Here is a 14,625-nt window from a genome sequence, read left to right as displayed (position 1 = left end):
TGCTCGCGATGACGGTGGCACAGTCAACACTTGCGTTGCCTGACAATCTGCCATCGCGAGCAGGCTCGCTCCCACAGGTTTTGCGCCTTAACTGATCGGCATTCCCCTCCTGCGGGCGCATGTTCCAGCAGGACGACTTGCCACCCCCTGCCTCACGGCCCGAATCACTACCGAGAATCTCCTGAATTCTCAGTCTTTTCAGGGCATTTTTCTGCGCAAACGTTTACTTGTTACCGTTCGTCGGTGTGGATTCATGCAACCGTCACACGGCGCCGATTGCATTAAATCGCGCTGAATGGATTTGGCGTACCGAGTCGCCGTCGACTCCTTGCCAACACTTCATCCATTTGTGAGTTCGCCCTATGTTCGACTCTCTCTCTATCCGTCTGAAAATCGTTCTGCTGTCCGGTCTTTGTCTGCTCGGTGTGGTCGCCCTGATCGTCGCCATGAACATGTACCAGACTAATCAGAACGATGAACTGGTCAGTGCCTCCAGCAGCAAAATGCTCACCACCAGTGTGCAGAACCTGCTGCAAGCCAAGGCGGCCGAACAAGCGGTGCGGGTGCAGAAGACCTTTGGCGAAAGACTGACGGTAGTGACCGCCCTGGCGGATCAGATCAACGACATGCGCAACATGGCCGCCAAGCGTTCCATTGAGCCCGGCGCCCTGCGTGAAGAGTTGAACCAGAGCATCAAAACCGCGTTTGAGCGCAACGGCAAGGTGTTGGGCGTCTGGTTGGCGTTCGAACCCAATGGCCTGGATGGCAAGGACAGTGAGTTCGTCAACGACGCCGCCCGCCAGTCCAACGAAGCCGGTCGTTTCGCCACGTATTGGAGCCGCGCCGGGGGGCAAGCGCTCAATACGATCATGGTCGAAGAAGACATGACCAAAACCACCTTGAACCTCAGCGGCACGCCTTACAACGTCTGGTACACCTGCCCGCGTGACAGCAAGCGTACCTGCCTGCTTGACCCGTACGCCGATACCGTGGGCAACAAGGAAGTGTTGATGACCACCATTTCCGTGCCGCTGCTGGTGGATGGAAAGTCCATCGGCGTGGTCGGTGTCGACATTGCGCTCGATGCGCTGCAAGCGGCGGCGGTCGACTCCCAGCGAGAACTGTTCAACAACGCCGGGCACATGCTGATCGTCTCCGGAACTGGCGTGCTGGCCGGCTACAGCGTTGATGCCAGCAAGGTCGGCAAAAGCATTGGCGAAACCCTGGGCGCAGACGGTAAGGAAATCCTGCAACTGCTCAGCGGCGGCGCACCAAAAATTCTCGAACAAGGTGACTTGATCCGCGCGGTGTACCCCGTCAACCCGATTGGCGACTCCAAAGCCTGGGGCGTGGTGATCGACCTGCCCAAACAAGTATTGCTGGCCGACTCGGTGAAACTGCAAGCGCTGCTCGATGACGCCCAGCAAAGCGGCACGATCAAAGCCGTGCTGGTCGCGGTCATCGCCGGCCTGGTCGGCTTGCTGCTGATCTGGCTCACCGCATCGGGCGTGACCCGGCCGATCAACAGCGTGGCCCAGATGCTCAAGGCAATTGCCAGCGGCGACGGCGACCTGACACAGCGTTTGCATTACAGCAAGAAAGACGAATTGGGTGAGCTGGTAAGCTGGTTCAACCGCTTCCTCGACAAGCTGCAACCGACCATCGCGCAGATCAAACAAAGCATCACCGACGCCCGCGGCACCGCCGACCAATCCTCGGAAATCGCCCGTCAGACCAGCGAAGGCATGCAGTTACAGTTCCGCGAAATCGATCAGGTCGCCACCGCGTCCAATGAAATGAGCGCTACTGCCCACGACGTCGCCAACAGCGCCTCGAACGCGGCCAACGCCGCCAAAGGTGCCGACCAATCGGCCCGTGATGGCATGCAGATCATCGAGCGCAGCACCCGCGACATCAATCAACTGGCCGACGAAGTAAGCAAAGCCGTGACCGAAGTCGAAGCGCTGGCGGTCAACAGCGAGCAAATCGGTTCGGTACTGGAAGTGATCCGCAGCATTGCCGAGCAAACCAACCTGCTGGCGCTCAACGCCGCCATTGAAGCGGCCCGCGCCGGCGAGAGCGGTCGCGGCTTTGCGGTGGTGGCCGATGAAGTGCGCAACCTGGCCAAACGCACCCAGGATTCAGTGGAAGAAATTCGCCAGGTGATCGAACGCATCCAGAGCGGCACGCGCGGCGTGGTCGCCACCATGCATTCGAGCCAGACCCAGGCCCACAGCAACGCCGGACAAATCCAGCAAGCGGTCCAGGCCCTGGGCAAAATCAGTGACGCGGTAACGGTGATCAGCGACATGAACCTGCAAATCGCCAGCGCTGCCGAACAGCAAAGCGCCGTGGCCGAAGAGGTCAACCGCAACGTCTCGGCGATCCGCACCGTCACCGAAACCCTGACCGGCCAGGCCACCGAATCAGCGCAGATCAGCAGCCAGCTCAACTCGCTGACCACCCACCAGATGAAATTGATGGATCAGTTCCGGGTGTAATCCCCGTCTCTGTAGGAGCAAGGCTTGCCCGCGATAAACGATGACGCGGGCGGCCTGACAAACCGAGGTGTCTCAATCGCAGGCAAGCCTTGCTCCTACAGGTTTCATCTGGCCTGTCAGCTAATTTGAACTATGCTCGGGCTCTCGTTCCGGAGGGCATTCGATGACTGATTTACTCACGTCCATTCAAGCCGCGCTCGGCTTGCCCCACACCCCCATTCCTTTCACGTCGAGCGGCGCACAGCCCTCGGCGTTTGCCGTTACGGATCTTGCCTGCGCCAGCATTGCCGTGGCCGGACAAGCTGTCAGCGAGTTGCTGCTGCAGCACACCGGTCGCTTGCCCGGCGTTGAAGTCGACCGCCGCCTCGCCTCTTTCTGGTTCGCCACCTCGATCCGTCCCGTTGGCTGGAGCATCCCTCCCCTGTGGGACCCGATTGCCGGTGACTATGCGACCAAGGACGGCTGGATCCGTCTGCATACCAACGCGCCCCATCACCGAGCAGCAGCTGAAAGCGTGCTCGGCAGCTGTGTCGACCGCACGGCGATGGCGCGCAAGGTGGCGCAATGGGCCATAAGCGATCTGGAACAGGCCGTGGTCGACGCCGGGGGATGCGCCGCCCAGATGCGCACGTGGGCACAATGGCAACGCCACCCCCAGGGTTTGGCCGTGAACGCCGAGCCGTTGATTCAGTTCAGCGGCGACAGTGGCCAACCCGCTAAACCGTGGCAAGGCAATGTGGCCCGGCCGCTGACCGGGCTCAAGGTGCTGGATCTGACCCGCGTGCTGGCAGGTCCGGTCGCCAGCCGGTTTCTCGCAGGCCTCGGTGCGGATGTGTTGCGCATTGACCCACCGACCTGGAACGAACCCGGCGTGGTGCCGGAAGTCACCTTGGGCAAACGCTGCGCACGCCTGGACCTGCACAACAACGAGGATCGCGCGGTGTTCGAAACCCTGCTCAAGGAGGCCGACATCCTACTGCACGGTTACCGCGCGGATGCGCTGGAACGCCTGGGCTACGGCGTTGCCGAGCGCCGAACACTGGCGCCAGGCCTGATCGATGTCAGCCTCAACGCTTACGGCTGGAGTGGCCCGTGGCAAAACCGCCGTGGTTTCGACAGCCTGGTGCAGATGAGCAGCGGGATTGCAGACGCCGGGATGCAGTGGAAGAACGCGGACAAACCGACGCCTTTGCCGGTGCAAGCACTCGATCACGCCACCGGGTATTTGATGGCGGCTGCAGCGATCAGATTGTTGGGGCGTGGTGGCTCGGCGCGGTTGTCGTTGGCGCGCACAGCGAAGTTGTTGATTGAAAATGGCGCGGGAACAGCCGAGGCGTTGCGGACGGAGGATGAAAACGATCAGGGGTTAGTGGTTGAACAGACGACTTGGGGACCGGCGCATCGGCTTCATGTGCCGCTGAAAATCACCGGGACGCCGTTGCAGTGGGTGCTTCCTGCCTCTGAATTGGGTTCCCATCGCGCGCAGTGGTGGTGACTGTCAGATCGCCTTCGCGAGCAGACTCGCTTCCACAGGTTTTGTGATCGACATAAATCCACTGTGGGAGCCAGCCTGCTGGCGATGAGGCCCGAACAGACAATTCAGTCCGACCGACTCAACGAAGCCCAAAGCAGCTGCGCCGCATACCCTCGGCAAGGTCGCCATTCCTCCGCTCGCAGCAGCAACTCCCGCGCGGTCACCGGCCCGCCTTCAAGCGCGGCCAGCGCCTTGATCAACCCCACATCCCCTGACGGAAATGCATCCGGCTCGCGCAACTGGCGCAAGGCAATGTACTGCGCCGTCCAGTCCCCAATCCCGTGCAAGGCGAGTAACCGCGCCACACCGCCCTCCCGGCCGGGCTCAAACAACAGCGGATCATCCAGCAACGCCTGCGCTACGCCAGACAAGGTTCGCCCCCGGCTTTTCGGCATGCCCAACGTCGCCAGATCCGCTTGCGCCAACACGGCCGGCGCAGGAAATACATGAGTCAAACCCGCCAGCGGCGACTGCAACGGCACGCCATGCTGCGCAACCAGTTTGCCCGCCAAGCGGATCGCCGCGCTCACGGTAATCTGCTGCCCCAGCACGGCACGAATCGCCAGCTCCAGCCCATCCCACGCCCCCGGCACCCGTAAGCCCGGACGCTGGGCAATCAAGCGTTTCATCAAGGGGTCCAAGGCTAACTGACGGTGAATCGACGGCAAATCCGCCTCCAGATCAAACATCCGTCGCAGTCGCGCCACAATCTCAGGCACCGCCGACTCATCCGCAAAATCCAGCGTCAGTTCAAGCGCATCACCGTCCGCCGGCCCTATCGAAAACGTACCGTGAACACCGTTCAGCCCGATGCTGCGCGAATACACCCCACCGGCCACGACTTCCATACCGGCCACCGCCCGTGCCGATAAAAACTGCAACATTGCCGGCCAGTCATACGGAAGTTGATACGCCAAAAACAATCTCACAACGACAGTAACCCGCTGTACAACCCGTACGCGGCCAGCCCGGCACCAATCAGGACACCGGTAAAAATGCCCTTCTCTATAGGCGTGAACAATGGCTCGCCTTGCTCATGCTTGGCCTTGGCAAACAGAATCACCCCCGGCGCATACAGCAACGCCGATAGCAGTAGATATTTGACCCCGCCGGCATACAGCAACCACACCGCATATCCCAGCGCGATACCGCCGATCATCAGGTCTTTGGTGCGTTCGGCGCTGGCGTGTTCGTAGGTTTCGCCCCGCCCGCTCAACAACACCGCATACGCCGCCGACCACAGGTAGGGCACCAGAATCATCGACGACGCGAGGTAGATCAGGCTGGTGTAAGTGCCGGCGGAAAACAGTGTGATCAGCAGAAAAATCTGGATCATCACGTTAGTCAGCCACAACGCGTTCACCGGCACGTGGTTGGCGTTTTCCTTTTTCAGGAAAGCGGGCATGGTCTTGTCTTTGGCCGTGGCGAAAAGAATCTCGGCACATAGCAGCGCCCAGGACAGCAACGCCCCCAACAGCGAAATCGCCAGGCCAACGCTGATCAGCAACGCGCCCCAGGGCCCGACGATATGTTCCAGTACCGCCGCCAGCGACGGGTTCTGCAAGTTGGCCAGTTCCGGCTGACTCATGATCCCCAGCGACAGCACATTGACCAGTACCAACAGCGCCAGCACTCCGAGAAAACCGATAACCGTCGCCCGCCCCACATCCGAACGCTTCTGCGCTCGTGCCGAATACACACTGGCGCCTTCAATGCCGATAAACACGAACACCGTCACCAGCATCATGTTGCGCACCTGGTCCATCACCCCGCCAAAACTCGGGTTGCTGCGCCCCCAGATGTCCCGGGTAAAAATGTCGGCCTTGAAGGCGACGGCGGCGATGACGATGAACATAATCAGCGGCACGATCTTGGCCACGGTGGTCACTTGGTTGATGAACGCCGCCTCCTTGATCCCGCGCATCACCAGAAAATGCACGGCCCACAGCAGTACCGAGGCGCAGCCGATCGCAATGGGCGTGTTGCCCTGGCCAAAGACCGGGAAGAAGTAACCGAGGGTGCTGAACAGCAACACGAAATAGCCGACGTTGCCCAGCCAGGCGCTGATCCAGTACCCCCAGGCCGACGAGAATCCCATGTAGTCACCGAAGCCGGCCTTGGCGTAGGCATACACCCCGGAATCCAGTTCGGGTTTGCGATTGGCCAGGGTCTGGAAGACGAACGCCAGCGTCAGCATCCCCACGGCGGTAATGGCCCAGCCGATCAGCACCGCCCCCGCATCGGCCCGCGCCGCCATGTTCTGCGGCAACGAGAAAATCCCGCCACCAATCATCGATCCCACCACCAGGGCGATCAGCGCGCTCAGGCGTAGCTTTTGCGTCGGTTGTGACATTCCTGCGTCTCCACTGTTTCCTGATCCGGCCGGGGCGACCATGGTTATAAAACCGTCACATGCTTGGATTTAACTAAATAGATACAGCGTAATAACGTTTATTAGATAACGCCATGTCAGGCCTTTTTATTTATAACCGATCATTCTATGAGCGTCATGGCAAAGAGCAATTGCGTGGCCTAATCCTGATGAATCTGGTCTGTTCATGAAACCGGCGCCAAATATTTGCGGAAACCCAAAAACCAACTAGCTTGAAAATCGAAGCAGGGGGTTCGTTATTCCTGTTTGTTCTTACCGAGACCTCTGGATAGGGCTTTCCCCGGCAACACCGCCATGGACGGAAAAGATTAGTAACTCTTTAATTAACAATGAAATGCGCCCATCCACTGATCTAAGTCAGATGTTCGAATAGCTAGCAGATCTACTCTGTTGTCTCTCTTCTCCTGCACTGGAGTCATGCGATGTCTGAATCCCCCGGAAAACTGAAACTTGGCGCATTGGTTGCGTTGGTAGTCGGCTCAATGATTGGTGGCGGGATCTTCTCGTTGCCACAAAACATGGCCGCCAGTGCCGATGTTGGCGCGGTACTGATCGGTTGGGCCATCACTGCCGTCGGCATGTTGACCCTGGCGTTCGTCTTCCAGACCCTCGCCAACCGCAAGCCTGATCTGGACGGCGGGGTTTACGCCTACGCCAAGGCCGGTTTTGGCGACTACATGGGTTTCTCTTCCGCCTGGGGGTACTGGATCAGTGCCTGGCTGGGCAACGTTGGCTACTTCGTTCTCTTGTTCAGCACCCTTGGCTACTTCTTCCCGATTTTCGGTGAAGGCAACACCGTGGCTGCCATCATTGGCGCATCGGCGCTGCTCTGGGGTGTGCATTTCCTCGTGTTGCGGGGGATCAAGGAAGCGGCGTTCATTAACATGGTGACCACTGTCGCCAAGATCGTGCCGCTGGTGCTGTTCGTGTTGATCGCAATTTTCGCTTTCAAACTGGACATCTTCACCGCCGACATCTGGGGCTTGAAAAACCCGGACCTGGGCAGCGTGATGAACCAGGTGCGCAAAATGATGCTGGTCACCGTCTGGGTGTTCATCGGCATCGAGGGCGCGAGCATTTTCTCGGCCCGCGCCGAAAAACGTAGCGACGTGGGTAAGGCTACCGTCATCGGTTTCATCACCGTGCTGCTGTTCCTGGTGCTGGTGAACGTGCTGTCCCTGGGCATCATGACCCAACCGGAACTGGCCAAGTTGCAGAACCCGTCGATGGCGGCAGTGCTGGAGCATGTGGTCGGGCATTGGGGCGCGGTGCTGATCAGCGTCGGCTTGATCATCTCGCTGCTGGGAGCCTTGCTGTCGTGGGTGCTGCTGTGTGCGGAGATCATGTTCGCCGCCGCCAAGGACCACACCATGCCGGAGTTCCTGCGCAAGGAAAACGCCAATCATGTGCCGGTCAACGCACTGTGGCTGACCAACGCGATGGTGCAGCTGTTCCTGATCATTACGCTGTTTTCGGCCAGTACTTACCTGTCGCTGATCTACCTCGCCACCTCGATGATTCTGGTGCCCTACCTGTGGTCGGCGGCTTACGCGCTGCTGCTGGCGGTGCGCGGTGAGACTTACGAAAACGATTCCGGCGACCGCACCAAAGACCTGCTCATCGGCGCTATCTCGGTGATCTACGCGGTCTGGCTGGTCTACGCGGGGGGCACCAAATACCTGCTGCTGTCCGCCCTGCTCTATGCGCCCGGCGTGATCCTGTTCGCCAAAGCCAAGAGAGAACTCAACAAACCTGTTTTCACCAACGTCGAGAAGCTGATTTTTGCAGGCGTAATCGTGGGCGCCGTGGTGGCGGCCTTCGGCCTGTATGACGGCTTCCTGACCCTGTAACACCTGAATAATTTGTCATCTGGAGGATCACTGTAATGACCACGGAAAAAGTTAAGTTCGGTGTACATTCCGAAGCCGGCAAACTGCGCAAAGTCATGGTTTGCTCCCCCGGCCTGGCCCACCAGCGGCTAACCCCGAACAACTGTGACGAACTGCTGTTTGATGATGTGCTGTGGGTCGCCCAAGCCAAGCGTGACCACTTCGACTTCGTCACCAAGATGCGCGAACGCAACATCGACGTGCTGGAAATGCACAACCTGCTGACCGACATCGTCGCGATCCCGGAAGCGCTCGACTGGATTCTGGAGCGCAAGATCACCCCCAACTCTGTGGGCCTGGGCCTGATCAATGAAACCGGCTCGTGGCTGCGTAGCCTGGAGCCGCGCAAAATCGCCGAGTTCCTGATCGGCGGTGTCTCCGCCGATGATCTGCCGACCAGTTTCGGCGGCAAAACCATCGAGATGTTCCGCGACTTCCTCGGCCACTCCAGCTTCATTCTGCCGCCACTGCCTAACACCCAGTTCACCCGCGACACCACTTGCTGGATCTACGGTGGCGTGACCCTGAACCCGATGTACTGGCCGGCACGCCGTCAGGAAACCCTGCTGACCACTGCCATTTACAAATTCCATCCGGAATTCACCAACGCCGACTTCCAGATCTGGTACGGCGACCCGGACCTGGAACACGGCAGTTCCACCCTCGAAGGTGGTGACGTGATGCCAATCGGTAACGGCGTGGTGCTGATCGGCATGGGCGAACGCTCGTCCCGCCAGGCCATTGGCCTGCTGGCGCAAAACCTGTTCAAAAACAAAGCGGTCGAAAAAGTCATTGTCGCCGGCCTGCCAAAATCCCGCGCCGCGATGCACCTGGACACCGTGTTCAGCTTCTGTGACCGCGACCTGGTAACCATTTTCCCTGAAGTCGTGAACCAGATCGTCGCCTTCACCCTGCGTCCGGACGAGAAGAAACCGGGCGGCATCGACATCCGGCGCGAAGAAACCAGCTTCCTCGACACGGTGGCCAAGGCCCTCAACCTGAAAACGTTGCGAGTGGTGGAAACCGGCGGCAACAGCTTCGCCGCGGAACGCGAACAATGGGACGACGGCAACAACGTGGTGGCCGTGGAGCCAGGCGTGGTCATCGGTTATGACCGCAACACCTACACCAACACCCTGCTGCGCAAGGCGGGTATCGAAGTCATCACCATCAGCGCCGGCGAACTGGGCCGTGGGCGTGGCGGCGGCCACTGCATGACCTGCCCGATCATTCGCGACCCAATCGACTACTAACCTTCAGCCTTGGCCGTCGCTGCCCTGTACCCCAGGGCATGCACGACCAAGGGGATAACCGACACCAAAGGAGATCCATCATGGCTTTTAATATTCACAACCGTAATTTGCTGAGCCTGGAACACCACACCCCTCGCGAATTGCGCTACCTGCTCGACCTGTCCCGCGACCTCAAGCGCGCCAAGTACACCGGCACCGAGCAGCAACACCTCAAAGGCAACAACATCGCGCTGATCTTCGAAAAAACCTCGACCCGCACCCGCTGTGCGTTCGAAGTCGCGGCTTATGACCAGGGCGCCAACGTCACCTACATCGACCCGAACTCCTCGCAGATCGGTCACAAAGAAAGCATGAAAGACACCGCCCGCGTATTGGGGCGCATGTACGACGCCATCGAATACCGTGGCTTTAAACAGGAAATCGTCGAGGAGCTGGCCAAATTTGCCGGTGTACCCGTGTTCAACGGCCTGACCGATGAATACCACCCGACGCAAATGATCGCCGACGTGCTGACCATGCGTGAGCACGCCGACAAGCCGATTCACGACATCAGCTACGCCTACCTGGGTGACGCCCGTAACAACATGGGCAACTCACTGTTGCTGATCGGCGCCAAGCTGGGTATGGACGTGCGCATCTGCGCCCCGAAAGCCCTGTGGCCGCTTGACGACCTGGTCGCGCGCTGCAAGCAATACGCGGAAGAAAGCGGTGCCCGCATCACCCTGACCGAAGACCCGAAAGCTGCGGTCAAAGGCGTGGACTTCATCCACACCGACGTCTGGGTCTCGATGGGCGAACCAGTCGAAGCCTGGGCCGAACGTATCCAGCAACTGCTGCCGTATCAGGTCAACGCCGAACTGATGAAAGCCACCGGCAACCCGCGCACCAAGTTCATGCACTGCCTGCCGGCCTTCCACAACAGTGACACCAAAGTCGGCAAGCAGATTGCCGAGCAGTACCCGAACCTGAAGAACGGCATCGAAGTGACCGATGACGTATTCGAGTCGCCGGCCTGCATCGCCTTCGAGCAAGCGGAAAACCGCATGCACACCATCAAGGCGATCCTGGTGTCGACCCTGGCTGATCTGTAAAGAACGGACCGGTCAATGTGGGAGCGAGCCTGCTCGCGATGACGGGCTAACAGACGACATCGATGTCGACTGACACGGCCCTATCGCGAGCAGGCTCACTCCCACAAAGGCCCGAGTTTCCTGCTTACTTCTGTTTTAGAAGGATTGCCATTATGCGTATCGTCGTCGCTTTGGGCGGTAACGCCCTGCTCCGCCGTGGTGAACCCATGACCGCGGACAACCAGCGCGCCAACATTCGCGTCGCCACCGAACAAATTGCCAAGGTCCACGCCGGTAACCAACTGGTGATTGCCCACGGCAATGGCCCGCAGGTCGGCCTGTTGTCGCTGCAAGCCGCGGCCTACACCTCGGTTACCCCTTACCCGCTGGACGTGCTCGGTGCCGAAACCGAAGGCATGATCGGCTACATCATCGAACAGGAACTGGGCAACCTGCTGGACTTCGAAGTGCCCTTCGCCACCCTGCTCACCCAGGTCGAAGTCGACGCCAACGACCCGGCGTTCCAGAACCCCACCAAACCGATCGGCCCGGTGTACGCCAAGGCCGATGCAGAAAAGCTCGCCGCCGAGAAAGGCTGGGCAATTGCCCCGGACGGCGATAAATATCGTCGTGTGGTGGCCAGCCCCAGACCGAAACGCATTTTCGAGATCCGCCCGATCAAATGGCTGCTGGAAAAAGGCAGCATCGTGATCTGCGCCGGTGGTGGCGGCATTCCGACCATGTACACGGCTCCCGGCGTACTGGAAGGTGTCGAAGCAGTCATCGATAAAGACCTGTGCTCGGCGCTGCTGGCCGAACAGCTTGAAGCCGATATTCTGGTGATCGCCACCGACGTCAGTGCCGCGTTCATCGATTACGGCAAGCCGACCCAGAAAGCCATCGGCCAGGCTCACCCGGATGAAATGGAAAAACTCGGCTTCGCCGCAGGCTCCATGGGACCGAAGGTTCAGGCAGCCTGTGAATTCGCACGCCATACTGGAAAGGTCGCAGTGATCGGTTCACTCTCGGACATCGAAGCGATCGTCCAGGGCACGGCCGGTACGCGCATCAGCACAGCGAAACCTGGCATTACTTACTTATAAGGAGAGACGTCTATGGCGCAGTTTCAGCCAGGGCACTTGCACATCGAGCGTCACGCGCTGACCAAGGATGATGTCAGCTACAACATTCACCTCGACTATGAAGTCAGCAAGAATCCCAAAGGGGAAAAAGGCATCCAGTTCACGATGCATGGCAGCATTCAAGGTAAGGACATGACAGAGACCTTCTTCCTGCCCAAGGAGGAGGCCTACAACTTTGCCAACAACGTGACGAAAATCGCCGAGAGATACGGAATCCCGAAGACACATAGCCAGATCGGCTCGGTCCACAAGCATTACGATTTGATGTTTGAAGACATTCGGGTGCAGCTGGATATGAAATCCGGCGACCCGGTCAACCCCGAACACTTCGAGTAACCCGCACTCCCCCTGTAGGAGCAAGCTTGCTCGCGAAAGCGGTCTAACAGTCGACATCGATAGCGACTGACACGCCGCCTTCGCCGGCAAGCCAGCTCCTACAAGGGTTTGGTGTTGGCCTGAAATCCTGCGCAGGATTTCACCATTCGCCCGCCCCAAGGCATACTTGCCACCCTCCGCACCTCAGAACCAAAAACCGCCCCATGCGTATCCACGTCAGCTTCATCGACCGCGTCGGCATTACCCAGGAAGTCCTGGCCCTGCTCGGTGGGCGCAATCTCAATCTGGATGCGGTGGAAATGGTTCCGCCCAACGTTTACATCGACGCCCCGACCCTGAGCCCGCAAGTCCTCGAGGAGCTGCGCGATGCGCTGTTCAGCGTGCGTGGCGTGCAGGCGGTGACGGTGGTCGACATCCTTCCTGGCCAGCGCCGACACCTGCAACTCGACGCATTGCTCGCGGCCATGACCGACCCGGTACTGGCGCTGGACAGTGCCGGCAAAGTGTTGCTGGCCAACCCGGCACTGATTGCGTTGTACGGGCGTGAACCAGCCGGTGAAAGCATCGCCGAGCTGTTCGCCGACCCGGCGCTGCTCGACGCCCTACTCGAACACGGCTTTCGCTTGCCGCTGCGGGAAATTACCGTCGACGGTCAGACGTTGCTGCTGGACGCCACGCCGATCACCGACGCGGGCGCCCTGTTGACCTTGTATCAACCCAACCGCATCGGCGAACGCCTCTCGGCGCTGCACCATGACCACGCCGAAGGTTTCGATGCGCTGCTCGGCGAGTCGCCGGTGATCCGCACCCTCAAGGCTCGCGCCCAACGGGTCGCCGCCCTTGATGCGCCTCTGCTGATTCAGGGCGAAACCGGCACCGGCAAGGAATTGGTGGCTCGGGCCTGCCATGCCAGCAGCGCTCGGCACAGCTCGCCATTTCTTGCGTTGAACTGCGCGGCATTGCCGGAGAACCTCGCCGAAAGCGAACTGTTCGGCTACGCCCCCGGCGCCTTCACCGGTGCTCAGCGTGGCGGCAAACCGGGGCTCATGGAACTGGCCAACCAGGGCACGGTGTTTCTGGATGAGATCGGTGAGATGTCGCCGTACTTGCAGGCGAAACTGCTGCGGTTTCTCAATGACGGCAGCTTCCGCCGGGTCGGTGGCGATCGTGAAGTGAAGGTCAACGTGCGGATCCTCAGCGCCACCCACCGCGATCTGGAAAAAATGGTCAGCGAAGGCAGCTTCCGCGAAGACCTGTTTTATCGCCTCAATGTGCTCAATGTCGAAGTCCCGCCGTTGCGCGAACGTGGCCAGGACATTCTGTTGCTCGCCCGCTACTTCATGCAGCAGGCCTGCGCGCAAATCCAGCGACCGGTCTGTCGCCTGGCACCGGGCACCTACCCGGCGCTGCTGGGTAATCGCTGGCCGGGCAACGTGCGGCAATTGCAGAACGTGATCTTTCGCGCGGCGGCCATTTGCGAAAGCACGCTGGTCGACATCGGCGACCTCGACATCGCCGGCACCTCGGTGGCACGCCAGAGCGACAGCGATGTCGACAGCCTGGAGCAGGCGATGGAGGAATTCGAGAAAACCCTGCTGGAAAAACTCTACATCAGCTACCCCTCGACCCGCCAACTGGCCAGCCGCCTGCAAACGTCCCACACGGCGATTGCCCATCGGTTGCGCAAATACGGCATACCCAACAAGCCCTGAATCCCCCCCCCTGTAGGAGCCGAGTTTGCTCGCGATAGCGGTATTTCATTCACCATTGATTTCGACTGAAATACCGCTATCGCAAGCAAGCTCGGCTCCTACAGGGCTCTATGCTGAAAACGACCTCCATCTGTACTGAAAGCGCTACAGCGGAACGATATCGCTACACTCCTCTTCAATCAAGGCTGCACAAGGCTTTGATCCACCTCGGCTTTCCTCTCCGCCCCTGCCCGTATCGATTTCGCTACAGCGCGCAAGTTTCACCCGCCCATAAAACCCTATAGAACATTGATTAATAAGGACAAAACCAACATTGGCCGCGTTCTTGCTAAGTAGTTCGTCATAACAGGGCTTATTGCCCACGCATTCAATAGCGTCCACCAGACGAGTCTGGCCCCCTTAGGAGTTCTCATGAGCGATTTGCGTTTTACTGAAGATCACGAATGGCTGCGCACCGAAGCTGACGGCACCGTTACCGTCGGCATCACCGCTTTCGCACAGAACGCCTTGGGCGACGTGGTTTTCGTACAGCTGCCTGAGCTGCAGTCCTACGAAAAAGGCGCTGAAGCCGCCACCGTGGAATCGGTAAAAGCCGCCAGCGGCGTCTACATGCCATTGGACGGCGAAGTGCTGGAAGTCAACCCGGCACTCGACAGCAGCCCTGAACTGGTCAACGAAGATCCGCTGGGCGAAGGCTGGTTCTTCCGCTTCCAGCCAAGCGACGCCTCGGCGGTCGCCAAACTGCTGGATCAGGACGCTTACGACCGTCTGATCAAAGCCCAAGCCGAAGCCTGAG

Annotated in this window: 11 protein-coding genes and 1 pseudogene; 10 read left to right on the top strand and 2 right to left on the bottom strand. The window is 59.6% G+C overall.

The genetic code is table 11. The features are described 5' to 3' along the window. Positions 1–362: 362 nt before the first annotated feature. The 3 genes and pseudogenes from AC1DWM_RS07365 to AC1DWM_RS07355 all read left to right on the top strand — a co-directional run. Positions 363–1,643: pseudogene (locus tag AC1DWM_RS07365) on the top strand (methyl-accepting chemotaxis protein); the annotation flags it as partial. A 102-nt stretch (positions 1,644–1,745) separates the two neighbouring features. After that, entirely contained in the window at positions 1,746–2,501 is a 756-nt protein-coding gene (locus tag AC1DWM_RS07360; protein WP_411741830.1) for a methyl-accepting chemotaxis protein, read from the top strand. A 163-nt stretch (positions 2,502–2,664) separates the two neighbouring features. Then, on the top strand, positions 2,665–3,996 hold the full coding sequence (locus AC1DWM_RS07355) for a CoA transferase (protein WP_477794907.1): 1,332 nt from the start codon (positions 2,665–2,667) through the stop codon (positions 3,994–3,996). Between the two features lie 104 nt (positions 3,997–4,100). Here AC1DWM_RS07355 and AC1DWM_RS07350 read toward each other — a convergent pair whose 3' ends face one another. Beyond that, positions 4,101–4,964, bottom strand: coding sequence for a DNA-3-methyladenine glycosylase family protein (locus AC1DWM_RS07350; RefSeq protein WP_477794906.1), 864 nt, complete (start codon positions 4,962–4,964; stop codon positions 4,101–4,103). After that, a complete protein-coding gene (gene arcD / locus AC1DWM_RS07345) occupies positions 4,961–6,388 on the bottom strand; it encodes an arginine-ornithine antiporter (RefSeq protein ID WP_223511866.1) in 1,428 nt (475 codons plus the stop codon). The genes AC1DWM_RS07350 and arcD (AC1DWM_RS07345) overlap by 4 nt, the downstream gene beginning before the upstream one ends. 461 nt (positions 6,389–6,849) lie before the next feature. Between arcD (AC1DWM_RS07345) and arcD (AC1DWM_RS07340) the strand changes: the two genes are divergently transcribed. From arcD (AC1DWM_RS07340) to gcvH, 7 genes are all read left to right on the top strand, one after another. After that, complete coding sequence (arcD, locus tag AC1DWM_RS07340) at positions 6,850–8,277, top strand: arginine-ornithine antiporter (protein WP_223511864.1); 1,428 nt, start codon at positions 6,850–6,852, stop codon at positions 8,275–8,277. 35 nt (positions 8,278–8,312) lie between these two features. Continuing rightward, positions 8,313–9,569 carry an arginine deiminase gene (gene arcA / locus AC1DWM_RS07335; protein ID WP_223511862.1) on the top strand — a complete coding sequence of 419 codons (1,257 nt, stop codon included), beginning with the start codon at positions 8,313–8,315 and terminating at the stop codon, positions 9,567–9,569. A gap of 80 nt (positions 9,570–9,649) precedes the next feature. Continuing rightward, on the top strand, positions 9,650–10,660 hold the full coding sequence (locus AC1DWM_RS07330) for an ornithine carbamoyltransferase (RefSeq protein ID WP_477794905.1): 1,011 nt from the start codon (positions 9,650–9,652) through the stop codon (positions 10,658–10,660). A gap of 152 nt (positions 10,661–10,812) precedes the next feature. Then, positions 10,813–11,742 carry a carbamate kinase gene (gene arcC, locus AC1DWM_RS07325; protein WP_223511861.1) on the top strand — a complete coding sequence of 310 codons (930 nt, stop codon included), beginning with the start codon at positions 10,813–10,815 and terminating at the stop codon, positions 11,740–11,742. A gap of 12 nt (positions 11,743–11,754) precedes the next feature. Next, a complete protein-coding gene (locus AC1DWM_RS07320; RefSeq protein ID WP_223511859.1) occupies positions 11,755–12,117 on the top strand; it encodes a DUF5064 family protein in 363 nt (120 codons plus the stop codon). A 203-nt stretch (positions 12,118–12,320) separates the two neighbouring features. Then, positions 12,321–13,829, top strand: a complete 1,509-nt coding sequence (locus AC1DWM_RS07315) for a sigma-54-dependent transcriptional regulator (protein ID WP_223511858.1) — start codon at positions 12,321–12,323, stop codon at positions 13,827–13,829. A 411-nt stretch (positions 13,830–14,240) separates the two neighbouring features. After that, on the top strand, positions 14,241–14,624 hold the full coding sequence (gene gcvH, locus AC1DWM_RS07310) for a glycine cleavage system protein GcvH (protein WP_477794904.1): 384 nt from the start codon (positions 14,241–14,243) through the stop codon (positions 14,622–14,624). Position 14,625: the final 1 nt, after the last annotated feature.

This window comes from Pseudomonas sp. P4_C8, from assembly GCF_056401975.1.
This window is presented reverse-complemented; position numbering and strand designations above follow the sequence as displayed.